Origin of the sequence: Streptomyces populi, assembly GCF_002911015.1 — a bacterium.
GTDB classification, from domain to species: Bacteria; Actinomycetota; Actinomycetes; order Streptomycetales; family Streptomycetaceae; genus Streptomyces; species Streptomyces populi.
On record NZ_KZ626941.1, the window covers coordinates 1 to 23397 of the forward strand.

The 23397-nt window shown below is 71.4% G+C and carries 23 protein-coding genes and 1 tRNA gene; 10 read left to right on the plus strand and 14 right to left on the minus strand.

All coding sequences use genetic code 11. The features are described from left to right. Positions 1-576, minus strand: a 576-nt coding sequence (locus tag CW362_RS33860) for a hypothetical protein (protein WP_162684309.1), incomplete at its 3' end; no start/stop codon positions are given. Positions 577-840: 264 nt separating this feature from the next. On the opposite strand from CW362_RS33860, the gene CW362_RS33865 reads away from it, so the two are divergent. From CW362_RS33865 to CW362_RS33875, 3 genes are all read left to right on the plus strand, one after another. Continuing rightward, on the plus strand, positions 841-1173 hold the full coding sequence (locus CW362_RS33865; protein ID WP_103553443.1) for an ANTAR domain-containing protein: 333 nt from the start codon (positions 841-843) through the stop codon (positions 1171-1173). A 424-nt stretch (positions 1174-1597) separates the two neighbouring features. Next, the gene (locus tag CW362_RS33870; RefSeq protein WP_103553444.1) at positions 1598-1783 is read left to right on the plus strand and encodes a hypothetical protein; all 186 of its coding nucleotides are present in this window, start codon (positions 1598-1600) and stop codon (positions 1781-1783) included. 617 nt (positions 1784-2400) lie between these two features. Next, positions 2401-3213, plus strand: coding sequence for a type II toxin-antitoxin system PemK/MazF family toxin (locus tag CW362_RS33875; RefSeq protein ID WP_103553445.1), 813 nt, complete (start codon positions 2401-2403; stop codon positions 3211-3213). A 429-nt stretch (positions 3214-3642) separates the two neighbouring features. On the opposite strand, the gene CW362_RS33880 is transcribed toward CW362_RS33875, so the two are convergent. Continuing rightward, positions 3643-4824, minus strand: coding sequence for a serine hydrolase domain-containing protein (locus CW362_RS33880; protein ID WP_103553446.1), 1182 nt, complete (start codon positions 4822-4824; stop codon positions 3643-3645). A 107-nt stretch (positions 4825-4931) separates the two neighbouring features. Further along, positions 4932-6017, minus strand: coding sequence for a S8 family peptidase (locus CW362_RS33885; protein ID WP_240658170.1), 1086 nt, complete (start codon positions 6015-6017; stop codon positions 4932-4934). A gap of 174 nt (positions 6018-6191) precedes the next feature. Here CW362_RS33885 and CW362_RS33890 point away from each other — a divergent pair, with 174 nt between their 5' ends. Further along, positions 6192-7436, plus strand: coding sequence for an SUKH-4 family immunity protein (locus CW362_RS33890; protein ID WP_103553448.1), 1245 nt, complete (start codon positions 6192-6194; stop codon positions 7434-7436). A gap of 18 nt (positions 7437-7454) precedes the next feature. On the opposite strand, the gene CW362_RS33895 is transcribed toward CW362_RS33890, so the two are convergent. Together CW362_RS33895 and CW362_RS33900 are read right to left on the minus strand one after the other, a co-directional pair. After that, positions 7455-7853 carry a nuclear transport factor 2 family protein gene (locus CW362_RS33895; protein WP_103553449.1) on the minus strand — a complete coding sequence of 133 codons (399 nt, stop codon included), beginning with the start codon at positions 7851-7853 and terminating at the stop codon, positions 7455-7457. Between the two features lie 120 nt (positions 7854-7973). Beyond that, positions 7974-8603: a cutinase family protein gene (locus CW362_RS33900; RefSeq protein WP_206301136.1), complete on the minus strand. Its 630-nt coding sequence runs from the start codon at positions 8601-8603 to the stop codon at positions 7974-7976. 352 nt (positions 8604-8955) lie between these two features. On the opposite strand from CW362_RS33900, the gene CW362_RS33905 reads away from it, so the two are divergent. Then, positions 8956-10446 (plus strand): helix-turn-helix transcriptional regulator, encoded by a 1491-nt coding sequence (locus CW362_RS33905; protein WP_162684310.1) that lies wholly within the window; start codon positions 8956-8958, stop codon positions 10444-10446. 793 nt (positions 10447-11239) lie between these two features. Here CW362_RS33905 and CW362_RS33910 read toward each other — a convergent pair. The 4 genes from CW362_RS33910 to CW362_RS43530 form a co-directional block, all read right to left on the minus strand. Next, positions 11240-11554: a CPCC family cysteine-rich protein gene (locus tag CW362_RS33910; RefSeq protein WP_206301138.1), complete on the minus strand. Its 315-nt coding sequence runs from the start codon at positions 11552-11554 to the stop codon at positions 11240-11242. Positions 11555-11698: 144 nt separating this feature from the next. Next, the gene (locus CW362_RS33915) at positions 11699-12241 is read right to left on the minus strand and encodes an AAA family ATPase (protein WP_103553453.1); all 543 of its coding nucleotides are present in this window, start codon (positions 12239-12241) and stop codon (positions 11699-11701) included. Between the two features lie 232 nt (positions 12242-12473). After that, complete coding sequence (locus CW362_RS33920; protein WP_162684311.1) at positions 12474-13085, minus strand: hypothetical protein; 612 nt, start codon at positions 13083-13085, stop codon at positions 12474-12476. A gap of 158 nt (positions 13086-13243) precedes the next feature. Then, positions 13244-13417 carry a hypothetical protein gene (locus CW362_RS43530; protein WP_162684312.1) on the minus strand — a complete coding sequence of 58 codons (174 nt, stop codon included), beginning with the start codon at positions 13415-13417 and terminating at the stop codon, positions 13244-13246. Between the two features lie 244 nt (positions 13418-13661). Here CW362_RS43530 and CW362_RS33925 point away from each other — a divergent pair, with 244 nt between their 5' ends. Then, complete coding sequence (locus CW362_RS33925) at positions 13662-14480, plus strand: SAM-dependent methyltransferase (protein WP_103553455.1); 819 nt, start codon at positions 13662-13664, stop codon at positions 14478-14480. A gap of 196 nt (positions 14481-14676) precedes the next feature. Here the strand turns inward: CW362_RS33925 and CW362_RS33930 are convergent, their stop codons facing one another. From CW362_RS33930 to CW362_RS33945, 4 genes are all read right to left on the minus strand, one after another. Beyond that, positions 14677-15660, minus strand: coding sequence for a phosphotransferase family protein (locus tag CW362_RS33930; protein ID WP_103553456.1), 984 nt, complete (start codon positions 15658-15660; stop codon positions 14677-14679). Between the two features lie 148 nt (positions 15661-15808). Next, the gene (locus tag CW362_RS33935; RefSeq protein WP_103553457.1) at positions 15809-16783 is read right to left on the minus strand and encodes a phage baseplate protein; all 975 of its coding nucleotides are present in this window, start codon (positions 16781-16783) and stop codon (positions 15809-15811) included. Positions 16784-17187: 404 nt separating this feature from the next. After that, on the minus strand, positions 17188-17625 hold the full coding sequence (locus CW362_RS33940; protein WP_103553458.1) for a glutaredoxin domain-containing protein: 438 nt from the start codon (positions 17623-17625) through the stop codon (positions 17188-17190). Positions 17626-17697: 72 nt separating this feature from the next. After that, complete coding sequence (locus CW362_RS33945; protein WP_103553459.1) at positions 17698-18621, minus strand: quinone oxidoreductase family protein; 924 nt, start codon at positions 18619-18621, stop codon at positions 17698-17700. A gap of 109 nt (positions 18622-18730) precedes the next feature. Here CW362_RS33945 and CW362_RS33950 point away from each other — a divergent pair, with 109 nt between their 5' ends. Next, positions 18731-19174, plus strand: a complete 444-nt coding sequence (locus CW362_RS33950) for a MarR family winged helix-turn-helix transcriptional regulator (protein WP_103553460.1) — start codon at positions 18731-18733, stop codon at positions 19172-19174. Positions 19175-19564: 390 nt separating this feature from the next. Here the strand turns inward: CW362_RS33950 and CW362_RS33955 are convergent, their stop codons facing one another. Beyond that, on the minus strand, positions 19565-19939 hold the full coding sequence (locus CW362_RS33955; protein WP_103553461.1) for a hypothetical protein: 375 nt from the start codon (positions 19937-19939) through the stop codon (positions 19565-19567). 324 nt (positions 19940-20263) lie between these two features. Between CW362_RS33955 and CW362_RS33960 the strand changes: the two genes are divergently transcribed. The 3 genes from CW362_RS33960 (at position 20264) to CW362_RS33970 (ending at position 23396) form a co-directional block, all read left to right on the plus strand. Next, positions 20264-20339: transfer RNA gene (locus CW362_RS33960), tRNA-Arg, on the plus strand. 106 nt (positions 20340-20445) lie between these two features. After that, positions 20446-21579: a leucine-rich repeat domain-containing protein gene (locus CW362_RS33965; protein ID WP_103553462.1), complete on the plus strand. Its 1134-nt coding sequence runs from the start codon at positions 20446-20448 to the stop codon at positions 21577-21579. Next, complete coding sequence (locus CW362_RS33970) at positions 21576-23396, plus strand: ankyrin repeat domain-containing protein (protein WP_103553463.1); 1821 nt, start codon at positions 21576-21578, stop codon at positions 23394-23396. Before CW362_RS33965 ends, CW362_RS33970 begins: the two co-directional genes overlap by 4 nt. Position 23397: the final 1 nt, after the last annotated feature.

A 23397-nucleotide genomic window follows, 5' to 3' on the forward strand; every position in this document is an offset into this window, starting at 1 on the left:
TCCCTCGATGTCGCTGGTCATCGTGTACGACACCGCCTCGTCACCGAGAGCGGGGGCCTTCGCGGGCTTGACCCCGGTGTACTGGTAGTCGGTGTGCTCGTAGGAGTCGCACGTCCCGCTCTGGGCACGCAGATCCGCGACCACCTTCTTGGCGTCCGATTCCTTGTGCGCGAGCAGACCGACCCGCAGCACCGTGCCGTCGGTCTGCTTCAGGCTCGTCAGCGAGCGGGACACACGGGCCGTGGCGTCGGGCTCGGTGCCCAGCAGGAACATGTCGGCCAGGGCCTGGCAGGCGGCCGGCTTCGCGGGCACGCTCACCTCCGGGATCTCGTCGTCGGGGGTGTCGTCGACGCGGTAGCCCTTGACGTCCGCCTTGGTGATCACGGCCTTCGTCAGCTGCGCCTGGGTGAGGGGCTTCAGGCCCTCCTGGACGGTGGGTGTCGCCTTGGCGGCGGGCTTCTTCGGGTCACTGCCACCGCCGCTGCCGCCGGTGTCCTGTCCGCCGCACGCGGCCGTAGCGGCGAGCGCCGCCGTCACGCCGATGCCCACCAGGACGCGCCCCCGGACTGACTTCACGTTCGCTCCCACCCTCGTTCCTTCATGGACGCGTCCACGACAACGGCTGCGTCGAGTCGCATTCAAGCCCACAACCAGCGGACTTTGCCAGCTCGTTAGAGTCGCCTGGCGTAACGATCGGAGATCGGCGGGCGACTCGGCCGTACGCCGAGCGTCTTCGCCGTGTGCTCCCGTGGACCCGAGGCCTCCGCGGTTCCCGGCCCGGCCGCCGCGGACGCTGTGCGCTTGGTGGCATCAAGCCGGTCGAATCGGGAGGATGGCCTCATGGCACCGGAACCCAGTGAATCGAACGGCGGGAGCGACCGCGTCTTCGAGCTCGAGGCGGAAGTGCAGCAGCTGAAGGAGGCCGTCACCTCGCACGCCGTCGTGGACCAGGCCATCGGGATGGTGGTCGCTCTCGGCCGGGTGTCTCCGGACCAGGGATGGGCCGTACTGAAGGAGATCTCTCAGCACACCAACATCAAGCTGCGCAACGTCGCCGAGCTGATCCTGGTGTGGGGGCGCGACGGCGAGATGCCTCCGGACATCCGCGCCGAACTGGAAGACGCCCTCGACCGCCACGGTCCGACCCAGATCCCCGAAGCGCCCCCGGAATGACGTCCCGGCGGCGCGACCTCGTCCGTCGCACCACGCACCACGCACCAGGCATCACGCATCACGCACCAGGCATCCCGTCATCGCGCAGCGGTCGGCTGAACCGGGTCGACCGGTTCCGTATGTTTCCAGCCGATTGCGGACGGGATGGGCGAGTGTGGATCGAGAACCGCGTGGAAGTGATCTCGAACACGGCGATCGTCCCCTTTGCTGCTGCTCGCTGCGGGATTCGCCCGCGCCGGCCGCTTCGTTGCCGCCTGTCGGCAGATGTCCGGGCGGCCTCCCGCCCACGCCGCGAGGCAACGATTTCTGCCAATCCTTCCGGTGCGGCGCCGGGTGTGTGAAGCTGCTGCATCGAACGGACCGTGGACCATGGACCGGCCGGGGTGCGCCCGCACGAACCGGCGGTGCCGGAGAGGATGGCTGTATGTCGACCAGGGAACGCCGCTACAGCTTGACGTGGACCGACCCGGACGGTGCGCCCCAGGCTTCCGCCGGCCGCTACGACAAGCGCTCCGCCACCCGGCGCCGGCGAGCGCTGGAAGCGGTCGGCTGCACCCGTGTCGAGGTCGTCGTGGTCGAGCCCGGAGAGCTTCCCGAACCCGCGCTCTGACCCGCCCACGGACCCACGCGGGCCGTTCCGGGGCGCTCGGTGATCCTTCGGTCGCCGGGCCTCCAGGTGTTTCGGGCGAACTCGTGGTCGAGGAGGACCGGACCGCCGCCGATGGTCCTCGCCTCGACGGACGCAGGGGCCTCTCGCCGCGGGCCTCGCCGAAGAACCGCTCGCCGGCCCCGGACACGACCGGGAAGCCGTCCGGCCGCACCTCGTCGACGAGGTCGGACTCGATCGGGCTGCGGCCGATCCGGTGGCCGGCAGGGACGACGATCTCTCCGTCCAGCTCCCGCTTCGGCCCCGAGGCCCGGCCGTCACGTCGCCCCTCGGGACCCTCGAGTCGTTCCGGTTTCACCGAGACCGGACGCGAACCCCTCCTGAACGCCCTGGCGAAGGCCCACGGAGCGGCGAGCGAACCGCTCAGCGGGCCCGTCGGCCACGGCGACCCGGCCGACGTCCGACGCCCCCACATTCTCTGCCCGGCCGGACCCGGCGAGACGCCGGGCCGCGGTCGTAGCACCTGGACCGCCGTCCGCCCGGTGAACCTGGACTTCCTCACCCCTCGGGGCCGTGATCGCCTGCATAATTTGGCACCCCGTACGGAGAGAGGGGATCCGGTGACCCGTCGCACCGACACGTCCTGCCTGGGCGTGGCCGTCAAGGGCTATCTGCTGCTGAACCTGTGGGTCGTCATCGGCTACGTCCTGGCGTTACCGGTCACCGTGCCCGACCTGATGGCGTCACAGGAACCACCCCTGCACCTGCAGGGACCGGGCCAGTACGCGGTCGTCCACGGCGTGCCCGTCGTCGCCGCCGCGGGTGTGGCCCTGTTCGCCGGCCGCCGCAGGCCCTGCGCCCGATGGGTCCTCCTCGCCCGCACGGCAGCGGTGCTCGTGCTCGGTCAGAGCGCCGCCCACTGGGCCGCGGCCCGGTTCGACGCGCCCGGGTGGAGCGCCCGCGCCATGGCGCAGTGCGGTGCCGCGGGTCTCACCGCGTACCTCTGCCTGCTGGCGATGCGCTGGTGGGACAACGGCGGCCTCACCTCGGGAAACCGGCGCCCGGGTCCGGGCGAGATCTGGCACGCGATGGTTCCGTTCCGGGACACCGAGGGCGGCAAGGAACGCTACTGCGTGGTCATGAGAAACCGTCTCCATCACGCGGAAGTCCTCAAGATCACCAGTCAGAACAAGGACGACCGTGACGACCACATCCGTATGCCCAACGACGGCTGGGACTTCACCTCGGGCAAGGACCACTGGGTGGAGATCGGTCTCCAGCCGCTCAGGGTGCCCTACCAGGACTTCACCGACGGCCGCCCCAAGGGCCGCTGTCCCCGGCCGGTCTGGCGTCGGCTGCGGGACCGGCGCCCCGTACCCACCGCGTCCGGTACGCCGACCGCGTGGTCCCGGGTCACGCAGTACCTCGGCTGACGCGGTCGGGTCACCGGCCCGGCGAGGGCCGCACTCCCGTGGTGGTGGCGTGGGCGAAAGACCTGCCGTCCGGCGCGGTCGGACGGCGGGCAGCCGCATGGCCTCCCGTGGGGAGCCGGGAGGCGCGGCGCTGCCTCCGCGAGCGGACGGCGGAGTCCAGCGAGGGTTCTCCGTCCGGGGGAGCGGAGAGAACCCGCACGCACACCATGCATCATGAATCAGCCATCGGCATAGATCGCGGCCGGAATTGATTGCCCGATCGATGCCGATGCCACCAGGGACGATGCGCGCACGAAGTGCCGTCCCGCCGTGGATCAGGCCGTGGCTCGTGACGACCGTGGCCGCGGCGGCCCGTCGCGCCCGCGCGATGCCGGTCCGTGGCGTCGGCGGGCGCCGCGCCGGGCTCACCGGACACGGTGACGACGCCGTTCACGGGGTGCCGCGGTCACCGGCGCACAGTGCGTGGTCGACCAGGGCACTGGCCGCGTTCTCCTGCTCCTTCACGTGTTCCAGGGTGTCGCCGCGTGCCTCGGACATGGAGACCACCACACTCCACCCGCCGTCGTCGGTGACGCCGTTGAGAGTGATGTAGCCGCCGTCCCCGCCCTCGTGGCTCCAGTAGGTTCCCCCGCAGCTCAGGGGACGTTCGGCCAGGCCGAGTCCGTACCGTCCGCCGGGCCAGAGCTGCTGGACCTCCGCGCTCACGGGGACGGTCCGTTTCATCTCGGCCAGCTGCCGCGCAGGCAGCAGGCGCCCCGCGAGCAGCGCGCGGAGGAGGACGTTCTCGTCCCGTGTGGTCGTGACGTACGAAAGGTTCTCGAGGTCCACCGGTATCTGGTCGGTGACGTCCACCCGGGAGCCGGGGCCGTAGAACTGGTAGGCCCGGGCGTGCGGCGACGGCAGGGTGGGTGAGGTGCCCGTCCACCGGGTCCGGTCGAGGCCGAGCGGGCGCAGGACGCGGTCCTGGATCTGCTGGTGGGAGGGGCGCCCGGTGGCCTGTTGAATGATCATGCCGAGCAGGACGTAGCCGGTGTTGGAGTACCCCCAGCCCCCGCCGGGCGGAAAGTCCGGCGCGTGGGCCATGGCGCGGGCGACCAGCTGATCGGCGCTGTGGACGTCGTGGCGCTGCTGGTAGTACTCCTCGGGCGTGGTGTATCCGGGCAGGTCGTCGTGGATGCCGCTGGTGTGCTGGAGCAGTTGGCGGACGGTGATCCGGCTGCCGTCATTGCCGTTGCCCCGTACCACTCCCGGCAGCCAGTGATCGACGGTGTCGTCCAGGGACAGCCTGCCTTCGGCCTCCAGTTGGAGGACCACGACGGCGACCAGTGTCTTGGACGTGCTGGCCATGCGGAAGTAGCCGTCGGAAGGGACCGGCCGGCCGGTCCCCAGATCGGCGGTACCGCTGGTGGCGACCGACTGCCGGCCGTCAGGGGCGATCAGACGGGCCTGCACACCGCTGACACCGAGGGCGTGGATCGCCTCGGTGTCCTGGCGTAATCGCCTCGCATGAGGGGGCCCGGCAGGCCCGGTGGCGGCGGAGGCCGTCCCGGCGGTGAGCAGCGTGGCGGCAACGAGTGCCATGGCGAGGCGATTTCGCAGGGGCGGTGTCATGGCTGAACGCTAGTTCCGGCCTCCGGGCGGACACGATCCGGCGCACCCCAGGCCCGGAGGGGGGATATCCCCCGGCACGGACCGTCCGCCGGTCCGGCCGGGGCGGGTCAGATGCCGCCGGTGTTGAGCAGCCGGTTGGGAGTGTCGGAGCGGACGCCGTGCAGGACACCGCGGGTGGCCGTGCGGTCGAGCCAGACGTGGACCTCGCGGGCCGTGGCGTGGGGGTGCGCCGACAGGTACAGCGCGATCACGCCGGTCGCGTGCGGCGCGGCCCAGGACGTCGCGCCCTCGTCCACCGTGGCCGTACCGCCGCCGGAGAGGGCGGCGGTCACCTTCTGGCCGGGGGCGTACAGGTCCACGCACCGTCCGTAGCCCGATCCGTAGGAGCCGCCGTCGCTCCACGGGCGGTCGTTCGGGGTGGAGGCGGCCACGACGATCGTGCCGGGGACGCCGGCCGGGGAGTGCTTGCAGGCGTCGTCATGGAAGTTGCCGGCCGACACCACCGTCGGGATCCCCGCGTCGACCATCTTCTTCACCGCGGACTCCACGGCCGCCGACCGGTAGCCGAAGTTGAGCGACATGTTCACCACCGCGGGCTTCTGCGCGTGCGCGGTGACCCACTTGACCGACTTCACCACGGCCGCCTCGGCCGCCGCCCGGGAACCGCCGCCCCCGCTCTCGCACAGGACGCCCTGGACCCGTACGAGGTCCGCCTTGGGCGCCACCCCGTACTTCTTCCCGCCGATGACGCCCGCGACGAACGTGCCGTGGCCGATCCCCGACTCGCTGAAGCAGTCACCGGAGTCCCTCGGGCCCACGAAATCGGCGCCGAGGCGGGCGCGTCCGCCGAACTCGCTATGGGCGATGTCCATCCCGGTGTCGATCACGTAGACGTGAACGCCCTTGCCCGTGGCGGTGGTGGTGAACTTCCCGTTCAGCGGCCGCGACCGCTGGTCCAGGACGTCCAGGTTCCACGGCACGTGCCGTGTGACGGGAGCCGCCGCGGGTCGCGCGACCCCGGACAACGACCCCACGGCGCCGGGAGAAGCCGACGCCCCGCCGGCGAAGGGCGCCACGGCTTCCCCCTTGCGCGCGGGGGGAGTTCCCCCGGCCGCCGCACCGGCTTTCCCGCCGCAGGCCGAGGCCCCGAGCACCGTCGCCATGGCCACCATGAGGAGACCGGCCTTCGTCACGTTCCGCTTCACAACACCCCCGCTTTCCCTGCCGCGTACACAGTCAGCGCACAAGACGACCACGGCGGACGGGCGGTTCCGGCCGGGTGCGGGGCGGTTCGGTCCACGCGCCCGACGGGAGTCCGGCCCGGCCCTGCGGGCGGCGCTGTCGGTGGTGGCTGGCAGCATGTCCGCATGACGCGCGACGATCTCGACACGCTGTTCGCCTCTCCCGCGGCCCTGCTCGACGCCGGTCCGGAGTTCCCTCGGGACCTGCCCGCCACGGGTGGGGGAGCGGGTCGCGAGGCCTGGGCCCAGGCCGTCACGATCCTCGACGGAGCCGAGGTGTCGCGGGCGGAGTTCGCCTCGTGGCTGCACTTCGGAGCGAAGGCCCTGGGGCACGACGCCTACGCCGACCTGGTCGCAAAAGCCGAGCCGGGCATGCCGTGGCGGACCGTCTGGGCCTGGTGGCGGCCGGTCGGCGCGTACCGGGCCGGGCCGAACCTGAGCGGGGACGCGAACGTCGAGGTCCACGAGGCACCGGACGGCCGTCTGCTGCTGAAGGTGTGGTCGCAGTGGACCCGGGAGCACTGGCTCGACCCGGCCACCGGCGAACGGGTCCCCGCCCCCGCGGACGGCGAGTTCACCGAGCGGCCGTACGACGCCGTCGTCGAGGGGCCCGTCCCCTTCGACCCGGACGAGGACCACGGCCTCCACCAGCCCTACACCTGGGAGGAGCCCGCACCCCTCGGAGGCGGTCGCGTCATGTTCTTCGAGCCGCGCGGCGTCGTGGTCCTGGAGCGCAACGACGCCGCGGCCGACGGGCCGACGGCCTCCGAAACCGTCTCCTGGGGCGAGGGCGTGCCGTGGTTCGCGGGGCCGACGGCGGCCGAAGTCCCCCTGGACGCCGCCCGGTTGGAGGAGGCGTTCGGCACGGACGGGACGGTGCTGCTGACGCGGGACCAACTGCCCGCCGCGCTGACGCACGAGCCCACCCGGGAGCTGGCCGTCACGGCGGGACTGCCGACCTGGTTCGCCGCGGGAGTCGCCTCGTTCACCCTCGCCTGGAGGGACGGGAAGGCGCACGGACTGGAACCCGACGAGAACGGCCTGCTGCACCTGGGCACCTTCGAGCTGGCGTACGGCGACACCGGCCGGGTGCTCGTCCACCCCGTGACGGGCGCGGTGTCGATGGTCCGCAACGGTCAGGGCCCGTTCCCCTTCGCCCGGGACACGGAGACCTTCGTGCGGCTGCTGGAGGCCGTGTACCGGTTCATGAGCGCCTGCTGGAACTCGTACCCGGGCGAGTACGGCAAGCGGGACTTCCTGAGCGAGGCCGCCGCCCTCGAACCGCTCTCGGTGAACGAGGGAACGCCCGCGGGGGACGTCTGGGGGCACTTGTTCGCGGCCGTCGTCGAACTCAGCCCGTGGGGCTTCTGACGGAGGACGGGACGAGGGTCAGGGCCGGTCGTGCCAGGCGAACGCCGTGATCCGCCAGCCCTGTGGGGTGCGGACGAACTGGATGGTCTTGGTCCCGCCTCCCTCGAACGGCTCACCGTCCAGGATCCCGGACTTGCGGTACTCGCAGAACCGGGACGCGATGTCGTCCGCGATCTCCGTGCGTTCGGAGGTCTCCCACTCGGAGAACTCGACCAGCCGGCCGTCGGTCAGCAGCCGCCGACGGGGCTCGATGAACTCGTCCACGGTGTAGACCGTGAACTCCGGGCCGGTCTTGACGATCACGCCGCCCGGAAGGACCAGCCGGCGGATCCGGGCCACGTCGGCGGCCTCGCCTCCCCGGTTGTCGAAGGCGGCGAAGAACTCGGCGGTCACGGCGTCTATCTCGGTCTTGGACATGGCGCGACGGTAACAGCGGGCGGCGTCCCGGCTCGGAGTCCCCGGCCGGCGGCCGACTCGCTCCTCGTCCGTCCCCGCGGCTTCGGGAGCGGACCCCCGCGGAGGCGTCCGGCCGGAGACTCAGCCCCGGCCGATCCGCTCGGCGGCGAACCGGGCCCCTTGCTCGACACTGCCGTTGAGGTGGTAGGTCAGGTGCGCGGCGCCGTTGCGGCCGTTTCCGCAGACCGGGTCGCCGGTGTTGCAGAACTCCTTGGCCCTGGACCCGAACGTGTCGCTGGCCGATGTGATGGTGCGGCCCGACAGCCGCAGGGGATTGCCGAAGACGACGACCGCCTTGACGCGGCCGACGAGCCCCGCGGGGATGGCACGGCCGGTGCCGAGCCGCGTACGGATCCCGAGGGCGATGTCGGTGACACTGCCGCCCTGGGAGTAACCACCCAGCACGAAGGACGTGTCGGGACAATCGGCCGCGGTGGACCTGACGCGGTTCGTCATGTCGGTGGCGCCGGGGCCGGCGCTCGTCTGCGAGAAGTTCGCCGCGTAGTCGACGGCGTACGACGACACGGTCCTGCCCGGCAGCGCACTCTTGATGTCCTTCACGAGCGGGGTCCCCGTGATGCCGAGCCCCGGGGCCTCCCCGGTGCCGCGGGCGAAGACGACCTCGACGTCGGGGCACGGGGCCGCGGACGCCGTGGAGGGCAGCAGGGAAAGGCCTGCCGCGCCGAGGGCGCCGACACCTGCGAGGGACACGAGAGCGAGACGACGCCGTGACGCATGACGGGACATGGGGTTCCTCTTTCTCGAGCGACGGTACGAGCGCTCGGGACGGGAGCCGTTCGCCGAGCGCAACAGCACCGTAGGAAGCGCCGCGCCCCTCACGTATCGGTGGAATCACCAGTCGGCCACCGGTGCACCCCTGTTGGACGGGCAGTCAGCAATGCCGTGGAACCGGGCCCGCGCCGGTGGGCCGCTCGTTACCATCGGCACAGCGAGAGCACGGAGAACGGTGGTGCGCGTGGGGCACGAGGCGACTGGCACGGATCCCGGCCAACGGGACGCTTCTTCCGCGCGAGTCGGGCAACCGCCGCCCGCGCACGAGGAGATGACGCTCGGCCTTCGTCTGTTGCGTGACGGTCCCGTCTCCGACGCCCACAACCTTCTGCTCCTCGCCGCCGGCGCCCTGCGGACCACCGACGTGGCCCGCTCGCGCGAGGCGGGTGTCCACGCCTCCCTGGCGGCCTGGTCGGGAGGCGACCGGGACGGCTATCTCGCGGCACTCGACGCGCTGTGCCCCCCGGCCGTTCCCCTCGACGGGGGACCTCCCGCGGAAGGCGGCGACGATCCGGCCGAGGCCTTCTGGCGCGCCTACCGCGACGGCATGCACAGCGTCCTGCACGGCGACTTCGAACGCGCCAACGCCCTGCTCGGCCCCGTACTGAACGTGCTGAAGGCGCAACAGGAGGCCTCGCGGCTCCTGTCCGCGGGCACGATCGCGCTCATGCTGGGCGATCTCGCGGCGGCACGGCAGGTCCTCGGTCTCGCGCTGGCCACCGCCCGTTCCGAAGCGGCACCGACGCTCCTTCCCCGCGTCCTGGAACACCTCGCCTACGCCGAACTGCGGGAGGGCAGGTACCACCAGGCCCGCGTGCACGCGGAGGCCGGTCTGGAGGCCGCGGGCGGGCAACCGCAACGCAACGTGACGGCCGGCCTGTCGGCGGTCCTCGCCCTGGCCGCCTCCGTCGCGGGCGACCCTGCCGCGGTCGCCACGCACGCGCAGTCGGCCCTGCACATCGCCCACGCCCATGGACTCAGCCAGGCGGGAACGCTCGCCGAGTGGGCCCGGGCCCGCGTGGACCTGGGCCACGGCAACGCCGAACACGCCGCCGCGCGGCTGGCCCCGCTCGTCCACGCGGGACCGAGGCAAGGCCATTTCGGTCTGTGGACGATGGCCGTCCCCTGCTACATCGAGGCCGCGGTCCTCGCCGGCCACGGCGTGGACGCGGACGTGGAGCATCTGATCGACCAATACGCCCGGTGGGCCTCGCTGGGCGCGGATCCGCAGGCTCCGGCGGTCGTGCTGCGCTGCCGGGCCCTGGTGGCGGGCGACGAGCACAGCGAGGACCTCTTCACCGCGGCCCTGGCGCGGCACGAGAAGGTCGACAGCCCCTACGAGCACGCCCGGACCCATCTCGCGTACGGGATGTGGCTGCGGCGCCGACGCCGTCCCGTGGAGGCACGCACCCAATTGCGCAGCGCTGTCATGGGGTTCGACCAGTGCGGCGCCGACATATGGACCGAGCAGGCCGACGCCGAGCTCAGAGCGGCCGGAGAGGCGCCCACCGCCGTGCCTTCCCCAGGGACCGGGGTGGGGCCGCTGACGCTTCTCACTCCGCAGCAGCTGCGCATCGCCCACTCGGTGGCCCAGGGGGCCACCAATCGCGAAGTGGCACGTCGGCTGTCGATCAGCACCCGTACCGTCGAATACCACCTGCGCAACATCTTCACCCAGCTCGGAGTGCGCTCCCGGGTGGCCCTCGCACGCCGTCTCGACCACGAGCTTCCCCCTGTCCGTACCGGCGGACGACTCTCCTGACGGCCGGCCCTCGGGAGAACCCGTTCGTTCGTCGGACAGCCGGATCGGTCGTGATGCCGAGCCTGTGCGGTCGCCCGGCGTTCCCCGTGTGGTCCGGCGCAGGTCCGGCACAGTTCCTGGCCCCGTGAGCCCCGGGTGGTCAGAAGCGCCTCACCCTGCGTCCGGGGCGCCGGACCAAGCGCGCGGCGCGGTCGCCCAGCACCTACCCGCCACGAGTTGCGGCCTTCCGGCCCTTCCCGCAGTCCGGAAAGCTCCGATTCGGCCAGTCGTGGCTTCGGGCAACGGACCCGGCGTCGAGGACGAGTCTCCATGCCCAGACTCAGGGCTGCTCTTGCCCTTCTTCCAGGGCCTTGCAGGCCGAAGAGCGATGGAGGACCTCGCCTCCGGCCGTGATGCATACGAACTTGACCAGACCCTCGGGAGCAGGAGCGCAGTCCACGCACTGTTGGACGACCAAATCGTGTATGCATCGCTCATCCATGTCGCCAGGTTGGTCAGGAGGTCTGACAAGATCACGAGAGCCGCATCCGGGTCTCGTCGCCGACCGCTCTCGATGCCCACCCCCGGATCGCCATGCAGCTCCTTCGCCACTCAGAACGGCGGGCGCCTCCGGTCGGGTTGCGTGTACCTCAGCCGTCGGCAGTCAGCCACGACGACGGGTGCGCCGATCGACGGGCGCACGTATGTCCCGCTGCGTCCCAACCGGCCCCTTCCTCGGTGCCTGCTCCACCGTGATTTCCCGCCGGCCCCCGCTCGATCCGGTGCGTGTGTGGTGCGGCGCAGGCTCGAGGAGTCACGTCCCGGAGTAGAGGGTGCCGATTCCGTAGGGTGTGCCGCTGTCCGGGTGCTGTTCTGGCAGCGGAGGGCGTGAGAACTGGACACCGCGCTCGTCGCATGCGCCGAACTCGTCGAAGTTCCGGCGAGCTTGGCGCAGGCTGAGGCCGCGATTGGGGCCGCCGTGCACGTCGCCGGCGTCGTGCTCGTCCTGGCCGTCGTCCTCCCAGCGGCAGACGGTGCAGATCTCGTACGCCCCACGCTCGGCCAAGGTGATGAAGCCGCAGCAGGGGCAGCGGTACGGCCCGTGCTCGGCACTTCCGCGAACCATCATGAAGGTCACGTCCGCATCTTGATGTGCAGACACCATGCGATCAAGGGCTTTTGACCCTGCTGCGCACGCTTCCCGGTCCGCCGTCTCGGGCGACCGCGCGTTGACGGCGGTCACGGCGACGACGGGGGCGGCAGTTCGGTGCGCTCATTCACCCGGGCGGACGGTTCCGCGGGCGGCGGCCGCGAGGACGGCGTCGGCGACCTCCGTCACGGAGCGGGTGCCGTCGAGGATCGTCGCGCCGAAGCGTCGGTAGGTGGACTCCATGCCCTCATTGCATTCGAGTGCCGCCGCCAGTTCCTCCGGGTGCTTGCCGAAGGAGTTCGTGGTGCGGGTCAGCAGACGGTTCCTGAGCGTCTGGTCGTCGACCACCACACAGACCACGATGTCGAACAGATCCCACACGTCCACCTCGTTCTCGACAGTGCCGAAGAGGAAGGTGGCCTTCTCGCGCGATCCCGCCGCAAGGGCCTCGACACGTGCGCGGCCGATCCTCCAGGCGAAGCGGTCGAGCCAGCCGGCCGGGACCGGATACGGAGGGTCGGTGACGACCCGTCCGCTCGTCCGGTCCACCCAGTGGTTGTAGCCCTCCCAGTCGGCATCGACGGCCGACTCTCCGCGCTCCTTCAGCAGATCGCAGACCGTCGACTTGCCGACCCCCGAGTTGCCGGTGACCCACACCAGTGGCATTGACGAAGTGTGGCACAGGCACAGGCGCCGGGAACCGAGGGACCGAACCACCGTGAGCACCGTCCCGAACGACTCGTGGGCACGTCGAACGTCCGTGGTGCTGCCTCGACGCGTGCGGCCGCGTCGGTGTCATTTTTCCTGGGGTGTGCTCGACGTGGCCGATGCCATCGGCGGCTGTCTCACCGGGACCGTACTCACCCCGACGGCACCACCTCCGCGACCTCAGGGGTGTTCACTCCCCGCCGGCCAGTTCCGGCACTTCGTGCTCGGGGAACAGGCCGCTGGCTCGCATCGCCCCGACGGCCCGCGGGTCCATCAGGAGGACGAGTCCCTCGTTCACGCCGGTGTAGAGGGTGTGAGCACGCAGCGTGCTGCGCCCGGCAGCGGCGAGCAGCCGGTTGACGACAGCCAGGGGGCGGACGGTCGACAAGGCCCACGGACTTCCGCTCTCCCAGTCCTGGGGCCTCAGGACCACGCAACGGGTTCCGTTGATCGAGACCGTGTAGTCGTCGGTGTCCCGGACCGTCTCGACCTCCAGCACCACGCCGTACCGCACCAGGGCCGGTGCCAGTTCTCGGAGGAACCTCTCGACCCCGCCCTCGGCCAGTTCCTCCCCGTCCGCGAAGAACTCGACCTGCTCGAGGAGAAAGTCGAACCGCAGTGGATAGCAGCCGGTCGCGGCCTCGGTCATCGCCGACTCACGCAGCTCCGCCGACAGGTGGTCCCACAACCCGTAGCGGTTCAGAGCCTCGGCCAGCACGCGATGACGCTCGTCACCCCGCCACGGATCGTCGTCCGCGTCCCTGGACCGAAACTGCCGGACCGCTTCGCCGTCCGATGTCATGGGCCGACGGTACCGCGATGCTCTGACATTGCCGCCGGTGCCGAGCGGGCAGGCCAACCGGTACCGGGCCTGAAGTCCCATCTGATCCGGACCCCAGGTCAGGCGCCCGAGCGCAGGCGATCAGACCTTCCGGGCCTTGTCGGGGGCTCGACATCCGATCAGTGATCGATGGTGCCGCCGAGGACGAGGAGGAACGGGAGTGCCAGGACCAGGATGCCGTGGAGGACGAGCAGCGTCACCAGGCCGATCATCAGGGTCGCCATGAGGGTCCACCACAGGCTGCTGCCCGTGATTCTCCGGAGCCGGCCCTGGCCCGAGTCTTCTTCAGTCACTGCCCCTCCTTGCCCGGACTGTACAGCGTGGTGGACGGGGAGGCCCTGGGGGAGGCGGAGGCGGTCATGGGGCGAGTGACCACGGCGCACGGCCGAGGTCTCAGGCGCGCGGGCGGCTTTCGAGGGGTCCGGCACGTCCTTCGGTGCCCTGGTGACGGCCGGGCCGAACACCGAAGGATGTCTTGCCCGTTGGATGGTCCAAAGTGCTGGGCAACGGGTTCTCCCGCGGGGGAGGATGGTCGCCATGACGAGCGAAGGCACCTCGATCGACTCCACAAGGCCCAGCATCGCGCGCGTTTACGACTATCTGCTGGGCGGCAAGGACAACTACGCCGTGGACCGGGAGATCGGCGATGTGTTCAAACGCGATCTTCCCGGCTCGGTGGCGATCGCTTTCGCCAACCGCTCGGCTCTGACCCGGGCGGTCGCGGAGATCGCGACGACCACCGACGTGTCCCAGTTCATCGACCTGGGAAGTGGTCTGCCGACCGCCGACAACGTGCACCAGGTCGCGCAGCGGCACGTCCCGGAGTCCCGCGTGGTGTACGTCGACATAGACCCCCAGGTGCTCGTCCACGGACGGGCCCTGCTGGAGGAGAACGACCGGACCCGGGTCGTCGAAGCCGATGTCCGTGACCCCGAGGCCGTCTACCGCCACCCCGAAACCCGGGAGATGATCGACTTCGAGCGCCCGGTGGCCGTGATGTTCAGCGCCATCCTCCATCACGTCAACGACGAGGAGGACCCCGCCGGGATCGTGCGCTACTGGCGCGACCGCGTGCCCTCCGGAAGCTACTTCTTCGTCAGTCACTTCCGTTCCGGCAACAACCCGGAGACGGTCGAGGCGGAGAGGGTCCTCCAGCAGACCTTCGGCCGCGGCCGCTGGCGCACCGACGAGCAGATAGCGTCCCTGCTGGACGGTCTGGAGATCCTCGACCCCGGAGTGGTCCCCGCCTCCCTGTGGCGGCCCCGAGCGGTCGGCGAGCTGTGGAACGGCGGCGGCGAGAGGGAACTCACCGTCTGGGAACACCTCATCGCCGCGGGGCTGGCCCGCAAGGCCTGACCGCGGGCGGGCGTCGGCCGGTTCCGTGGCCGCGCCGGCGCCCCTTGGCTCGGGCGGACGAGAAGGACCCGACGCGCGGGCACCGGACGGGGGGCGTGGGACCCACCCGCCACCGTCCGCGCCGAACGGCCGTGTCGCACCGGCAGGGGCCGGGGGAGAGGGCTTCTGCGCGGGCGTTCGTCCCGACGACGGCGGTTCAGGCGTAGCGGTCGAAGAGGGATTCCAAGTATCCCTCCAGCCTCTGGGCCATGACGCTTGCCGTCAGATCGACGCGGCCCAGCTCACGCCAGGGAACAGCGACCTTCTCCGCGTCCGGGGCGAACCCCAGCGCGTCCAGCAGCCGCCAGTAGAGGTGGTCGGTGCCGTCTTCGGCCAGGGTTCCTCCCGCGGTGACGTAGCGATCGGCGAAGCGCATGCCCGCGGGGACCCCGTGCAGCAGGGCGAGGTTCGTCGAGCAATGGGCCACGTCCAGGTCGGCGGGTCCCCAAGAGGTCTCCACCCAGTCGACGACCCCACTGATCCGAGGACCGTCGTCGGTGTCCGTGAAGAGGACGTTGCCGGGATGGAAGTCCCGGTGCAGAAAGCACCCCTGATGGGCCGGGGGATCCCGGCGGATGACGTCCACGGCCCGCTGCCAGAGGCCGGGCCGCCCGGTGGCCGCGGGCGGGGTCACTCGCCCGGCGGAGGCCCAGGCCTGATAGACGCGGGGCCGTTGTCGCGCGGTCACCGGCAGCCGGTGGATGCGCACCAGTTGCCGGGCCAGCAGTTCGGCACGGCCGTCGGCACCCTGATCGTCCAGACGGACGGTTCCCGGCAGCAGGGACATCAGCAGGGAGGGGTGATCGCAGTACCGCGCCGTCGCGTCCACCGCCACGAGGGCGGCCGCGGGTACGGCGGTGTCACCGAGCAGGCGCAGGACGGACGCCTCACGGGTCAGCAGGCCCTCCGCGTGCCGGACGAAGAAGGGTTTGACGAAGGACCGCAGGACCAGCGAGCGCCGACCACCCGGACCGTGGAGGTCCAGGCGGCGCATCTCCGACGTCCAGCCGCCACGCAGCCGTACGGCCTTCTCGATGTGCTCCGCCCCGGACAGTTCCCTCTCCACCCAGGAGCGTGTGGCACCCCAGCCCCGACCGTCGAGATCCGTACGGATGCTCTCGGTGTCCTCATCCGAACCCATCCCTCGATCTTCGCAGGGAATCCCGTTCTTCAGACCGGGCGGGAAGGCGATTCCCGGCCCGGAGGCGCGAAGCGACCGGAGGGCCTTCCGGCCCTTGCGCGCGCCTCGGCGCCCGGCCGCCGACGACCGGCAGCCGGGCGGACACGGCTCAGATCAGCACGTTCTTGTAGAAGATGCTGGAGCGGCGGTCGCCTTCTTTACCGGTGGCGAAGCCGAGGAAGAGACGGGCCTCTCCGGCATCGGTGCGGTAGACGGCCATCCCCTCGGGCTCGCGCCACCAGAGCGTGGAGCCGGCCGTGCTGGGCTCGCTCTGCTTCACAACGCCAGTGTTGATGTCGATGCTGTAGAGCATGGTGTCGCCGTCGCCGACGGGTTCGCCGTCGCCGGGGTAGTGGTCACCCGTCATGAAGTACACGTACGAGCCGTAGAGGGCGTAGCCCTGCGCTTTGCCGGGTATCGACGGCTGCGCGAAGTCGACCAGTGGCGACCCGATGTTGCGCGTCTGGAAGTCGGAGAGGGGGTACACGGCGAAGCGCTTGCCGGCGGTGGTGTTGTAGCGCACGATCATGCGCTCGTAGACCGGGTCGACGTTGCAGGTGTACTCGTTGGCCCCGGAGATCGGCCGATAGGCAGCCGAGGCGGCCGGCGAGCTCAGGGTGGTGCCGGCGGTGTAACGGACGGGGGTGAGCGCGATGCCGTAGCCATTGCTGTTCGCGGCGCACTCGATCCACAGGTCGGTGCCGGAACCGTTCGGCAGTGCGGCGAAGGAGACGCCGTGGCCGAAGCCGTCGAGGTGCATGTACGAGATGTAGTTCCCGTCGAAGTCCATCTTGTTGATGCACAGGTCACCGGCGGAATCGGAACTGTCGGTCCGCTTGGTCGCCACGAACAGGAACTTGTTCTCCCAGTCGAAGGCGAAGCTCTGCTGGACCCGTGCACCGTGCGTGTCCTTGGACCGGAACAGGTCGTACGAAGGCTTCGAGAGATCGAACCGCTTGGTGGTGGCCACAGCGGCGGAGGCGGTCTGCGCGCCGGCGCCGAGACCGAGTGCCGCGAGCGTGGCGCCGGCGCCCGTGCGTATGAGGCCGCGGCGGGAGAGGGGAAAACCATGTGTGTGGTTCATGGGGGACTCCAGAGGCGCATGTGGGGGACGAAGAAGCGTTGATGCTACCTGTCGCGAAGTCAGGGGCTGAGGAAGGTGCCAGGTTCCGGTGGCCGGTTGAGCGTCCGGTCTCCTGGCGGAGGCGAACGAGAGCGACCGGCTGCCCCGTCCCTCCGGAATTGCTGCCGTGCCGCTCCGGAACCGCTGCCGTGCACCTGCGGCCCCGCCGGTTCCTGGCACTCCTCCGGGCGCTCCTCAAGCCTCGGCGGGCTTCCCGCGCCATCGCCGGTGCGGCCCGAACTCGGTTTCGGGGAAAGGGTGTCGGGCCCGCCGGCCATCGGCCGTCATGGCGCGGTGCAGGCCCAGGTCCGCCGCCCCCTCTCCGGTGGGACGCCGCCCCCTCTCCGGCAGGACGCCGTTCCCGGTCATGCGGAGGGCGGGAGTTGTCCGCGTACCCATTCAGGATCGGGGTTGGTGTGCGGGCGGCCCGCCACGACGACGGTCGGCACGGTCTCGTCGCCGCCGTTGGCCTCCCTCACCGCCGCCGCTCCTGCCGGGTCGCGCCAGATGTTCACCCAGTACAACCGGCGGGCGCTACGGCCCAGCCGGACGCGCAATCGCAGGCAGTACGTACAGCCCGGCCGCCAGTAGACGACCGGCCGACCGTCGGTCGCGCTGCGGCGTCGTGCTTCCAGCGCGTCGATCGACCTGGGGAAGACCAGGGGCGAGTTCACGGCTGCGAGCAGGGAGAACATCATTAGGAGCGCTGCGGCTTCGCCGGGGCTCCCGCTGAGGATCAGCCCGGTCGCGACGAGCGAGCCACAGAGTACGAGCAGTATCGGCAGGATCCAGATGCGCGTCATGGTGACGCAGGTTATCGATGCCGTTCCGGGGCCGGGCCTCCCGCCGCCACTCCCGAGTTGCTCGTTCCGCTCTCAGGGGACCAGGACGACCTTGCCGAGATTGCGGCGGGACTCGATGATCTCGTGCGCGCGTGGTGCTTCGGCGAGCGGGATCCGGGCGAATATCCGGGGGCGCAGCGTGCGGTCGCGGTGGAGTTCCCACAACTCGTCGAGCCAGCGCGTGTACACCTCGGGTCGGGTCCGGGCGACGGCCGCCATCTGGAAGCCGATGACCGAGGCGCTCCGGACGAGCAGTTCGTAGGCGTCGACCGTGCCGCCGCCCGAGCTGAAGGCGACCAGTCGGCCGCCGGGGGCCAGGGCGCGCACGGCGGGGCCCAGCAGTTCTCCGCCGACTCCGTCGAGGACGATGTCGACCGGATCGCCCCAGGACTCGTCCCCGTACAGCACGACCTCGTCGGCGCCGAGGGCACGGACGAAGTCCGCCTTGTCCGCGCTGCTGACGGCCGCGACCACGCGGGAGGCCCCGCCCGCCTTCGCGTACTGAAGGGCCAGCGTGCCGACGGCGCTGGCCGCGGCGGTGACCAGGACCGCGTCGCCGGGGCCGGGGCGGCCGGCCTCGTAGGCTCCGCGTGCCACCAGGCCGCTCCGGACCAGCGCCACGGCCTCGGCGCTGGTGGCCCGTTCGGGAACCGTGGAGGCCATCGCCTCGTGGACGAGGGCCAGTTCGGCGTAGGCGTGGGAGAAGCAGAGTCCTATGACGCGGTCGCCCACCGTGAAACGGGTGACGCCCTCGCCGACGGCGGTGACGGTACCCGCCACCTCGCCGCCGAGGGGGACGGGCCCGGTGCCCTCGCGCACCTTCCGCACGGTCGGCAGCGTGACGCCGATCGCCTCGGTACGGATGAGCAGTTCACAGGGGCCGGGCTCCGGAGCGGGCACCTCCTCGGTGAAGAGGACCCGGGCACTTCCGCCGGCTTCGTGGCGGACACGACGCATGGACACCTCCGGTGTGTGGCAGGGCTCGTAAACGTTGGGATTCCCAACGGATTTGTAGCGTACGGCGAGATCGTTGGGAAGTCCAATGAATTCGGGATAGCCTGCTCCCATGACATCCGCCGAGCGCCCGTCCGCCCTGACGCACATCCAGTCCTTGCCGAGTTGGCTGGCCGGCCGGGTGGCGGCGCGCGGCCGGAGCCTGGTCGCCGACGCGATCGCCGGGGAAGGGTTGAGGCTGTCGCATCACGCCGTGCTCGCGACGGTGTCCGAGTACGGGCCGGTCGCCCAGGCGGACGTGGTGCGACGGCTGGGATTCGACGCCAAGGACGTGGTCCTCCTCCTCAACGACCTGGAGGAAGCGGGGCTGGCGGTACGGGAACCCGATCCACGGGACCGGCGCAAGAACGCGGTGACGGTGACGCCGAAGGGTGTGCGGACCCTGGAGCGGTGCGCGGAGTCGGCGGAGCGGGCCAACGCCGTGCTCCTGGCGCCGCTCGACGCGGCGGAGAGCGAACAACTGGTGGCGTTGCTGACCCGGGTGTACGAGGCGTAGCGCCGCCGAGCGCTGTCGGCGGGAGGGCCATGGGGCGGGGGGCGCGTACCGGCGGTGGAGGCTTGCGGCTCAGAGGTGTTGCAGCTGGTCGGGCATGCGGTGTGCGAGGGCGAGCTGGCGATGACCGGGCTCCGGCACCTGCTGCGCGTCGTCGATGATCTGCGCCGGCCGGCGAGAACGTGGGGCTGTCGGAGCCCTCCAGTCGCGTCCGGTCCCCCAGGAGGACCGTGAGCTGTTGAACGGCGGATCGTGTGTCCCCGGTTTCCCCGGCTTCCCCGGTGAAGCAGGCGCACTGGTGCCGGGCGGTGGTGAACGCTGCCGCCCAGGGCCGGGTGCGGTCGATGCGTGGGGTGTGCCCGCGGGCGCGCACGGGGCGCGCCCGCGGCGGGGTCAGCAGGTCGCGCTGCTGGAGATCTTGATGCCGTTGATGGTGATGCCGGGGCTCATCACGGTGGTCGTGTTCGGCCCGACGCAGAGCGTGCCCGCGTTGCTGCGCAGGTAGGCCACGTCGTCGTTACGGGTGTTGAGGACGATGTAGCCGTCGCGGGACGTGACGTCCTGGAATCCGCTGGTGACGACCTGGAACTTGGCGGCGGGGTGGCCGGCCGTGACGGCCGCCCGGTTCACGTAGAAGCAGACGTACGGGTACGCGCAACCGTGCTGGACCGGCTCCGCGTTCGCGGCCGGGGCACCGGCCATGGACGCGGCCGCGACCGCACCGGCGACGACGGCGAGATGGGCTGCCTTGCGGATGACGGAGTTCATCAATTCCCCCTGGGGTTCGGTTCGGGCTCATGGGAAGGCGGTGCTCGACCGCGGGGACGGCGCACGCCGCACCGGGTACAGGTCAGGGTGTCGGAGGCGATCGCCGTCTTCCGCGGCGGCAGGCCCGCGCACGGCAGGGTCTCATACGGTCGCACAGGTGATCGACGGTCAGGGTGCTTACGGCTGGCGGGACTTCATGTACGAGCCGGGGAACGGCGGATCCGCCCGAAGTGCCCCGCGGGCCTTTCCTCCGGGCCGTTCGATCCCGGACGTGCCCAACCGGGTTCGAACGCGGGGGCGAAAGCCGCTATGATCCACCGCGGCAAGGCTGTAGCGCAGAGGTCGTCGCGCCCAAGCATCGAGCTGGAGGACGTCGGTTCGAATCCGACCGGTCTTGCCACCTTTGTCGTGGAGGAATGTCGATTGGCGTCGGTTCACCCCGGGCGGGCGGAGGGCGATGCCGCTCTCACCGCGCCGGGCACCGGCGATGGACCGGTGGAGTGGTGATGACGCAGCCGACGCCCGTACGCTGCCCCGCGATCGAGCACCCCGACATCCCGATCAGCGAACCCGCCGCGCTGGAGCCGCTGCTCGCCCGGCTGCGGTCCGCCCGGCCGGTCGAGGCCGACGAGACCTTCCCGCTCGGCACCGTACGCGCGGACGGACGCGTCGACCTGTGCAAGCAGGGACTCGGAGCGGGCGGCGCCGCCCGGCTGATGCCCGTGGCCGCCGCCTCCCCGCACGCCGCTCACGTCCTGCTCGGCACCAACGCCATCGGCGACGAAGGAGCCCGCACGGTCGCCGACGCGCTCGCCGGGGACCACGGCCTGCACACGCTCTACCTCGGCTGCAACCGCATCGGCCGCGAGGGCGTCACCGCGCTCGCCGACGCGCTGACGACGGACGTGACGGTCCACGCCCTGTGGCTCAAGCGCAACCCGGTGGGCGACCACGGCGCCCGCGCGCTCGCCGCGACGCTCCGCCGCAACACCACGCTGCGCACCCTCGACCTGGTCAACACCGGCCTGACCACCGACGGTCTTCGGGCCCTGCGCGACACCCTCGTCGACCGGCCCGCCCCGGTGGAACGGCTCTTCCTCGGCGGCAACGGCCTGACCGCCGAAGCGGCCCCGATCCTGGCCGAGTTGATCCGTGACGCGGGCGTGCGCGAGCTGTACCTCCCCGCCAACCACCTCGGGGACGAGGGCGTCGCGGTCCTCGCCGGAGCCGTCGACCCCGGGCGCCCCGTACGCCTCGGCCTGGGCGGAAACGGCATCGGCCCCGCCGGTGCCCGGGCCCTCGCCGACTCCCTCGGCGGCATCGAGGCACTCGACCTGGGCCGGCCGCTGTCGGCGCGCAGCCTCGGCGCGCCCGCCAACACCACCGGCGACGAAGGCGTCCACGCGCTGGCCGCCGCCCTGCCCGGCAGCCCGCTGCGCCGGCTGGAGCTGTGCCACACCGGCCTGACCGGCCGCGGCGCGAAGACACTGCTGGCCGCGGTGCCCGACGGCTCACCCCTGGAGTACGTCGGTCTGGGGCCCGGTCTGCCCCGCAAGGTGAAGCGGTCCTTCACCCAACGCCTTCGGCCCGTCGGCAGGGCGCACCCCGACCTGCGCGCGATAGGGAGTGTCTACCGTTGAGCTCTCGTGGCGAACTCCGCTGCTTCCCCCCGGACGAGGTGTCGAGCCGGCGCCGGATCCGCCGGTACGCGGTGCCCCGCTGGATGATCGAACGCGCGACCGCGTCCCGGCTGGCCGGTGACTGGCGGGGGGCCTGCGCGGCGGCGAACGTCGACATCGGCTTCGACCTGTCCGAGGTCGCCGCCCGCTGCGGCGACGACGTCGCCACGGCCCTGGAGGACGACCTCCGTCACTTCGTCCCCGACCTGCTGCGCTGGCATCTGCCGCGCTCGCTCGGCGGGCAGACCACGCTCGCCACGGACCGGACGGTCGTCCTCGCGCGCTACCGCCCGAAGACGGCCGACGAGGACCGTCTGGCCACGTGCTACCTGCACGTCACCACACCCGCGATGATCGCCGGACCGCAGCGGATCGCCCTGCGGTTCGGCACGGTCAAGGACGAACGGGCCGCGGGGGTCTTCGGGCCGGACACGGAGGACTGGCGGTCCGCGCGGTACCTGTGGGACGCACGGCACACCACCGAGCTGCTCGAACGCTGCGGCGGCGGTACGGACCGGCCGCCGTTCTTCCACGCCGACGCCACGGCGCGCGGCACGGACGAACTGCCCACGGCCGATCCCGGCGCGGACGACCCGGTGGCGCGGGCCGAGTGGGCCACGCTGCTGCACCAGAGGGGCGAGACACCGGCCGCCCTCGCCGCCCTCGGCATCGAGGCGGACCTGACACGCCCGCAGAACCAGAACTGGTACCGGGTGGCGCTGGAAGAGCTCCTGGGCGGGATCGCGCTCGCCCACACCCGCCTGGAGCCGGAGGTCCGCCGGCAGATCGCCGAGGGCGTCGGCGACCGCTTCGTCATCGCCGCGCACTGGCGGACCTACGTCCTGCTGGAGCCCGCGGACACGGGCGGACTGCTGGTACGAGCCGTCGACCGGGACGAGGTCAAGGGCGAGCCCGTACTCGCCGAGGCCCTGTGGCGCAGACTCCCCGACCTCGACCTGATGCGCGCCGGGGGAGTCGTGGCGGAACATCTGCACCCCCTCGTCCGCGAGGCGCTGTTCCCCGCCCTCCCCGCCCCGGCCGGCCCGGCCGGCCCCCCGGGACCGACGCCTCCCGGACCGGTGCGGGTCAGGTGCCGCGGGGAATGGCACGAGGTGGCCTTCCGCCCCGGCGTCCTGCTGCGCATGCCGCACAGCGACGAGGAACAACAGCGCGAGCGCGCCCTGCGGGCCTTCGGCGGTGCCGTCGCCGGATGCTTCGCCGTGCAGCAGACCCTGACGTCCGGAGACGGCCGCCTGCCCAAAGCGCTGCGGGCGCAGCGCAACGAACTGTTCCTGCGCGCCCAGCACGGCGACACCCCCGGGGTGCTCGAACTCCTCGACGCCGGTGTCGACCCCCGCGTACGGGACGCGGGCGGCCGTACCCTGCTGCACGTACTGAACCTCCTCGACCACGAGATGATCCTGCCGCGGCTGCTGGCGGAGGGGTTGGACCTCGAGGCCCGCGACCAGCGGGACCGCACACCGCTGTTCGTCGCGGCCAACGACCTGGGTTCGAAGGCGCTGGTGGAGGCGCTCGTCGCCGCCGGGGCGCGGCTCGACGTGGTCGACCAGTCCGAACTGTCGCTCGCCCAGGTCGTCCGCCGCTACAAGCGGCCCGACCTGGCCTTCCTCCAGAAGCGCGTCCAGGCGGAGCACCCCGGCGTCGGAGCCGAGTGGTGGGACGAGTGGATGGACGAGCGAGCGGAGTACTACGCCGAGGAGTCCGACGACGAGGACGAGCCCGACGAGCTCGACGACCAGGAAGAGCAGCCCTCTTGAG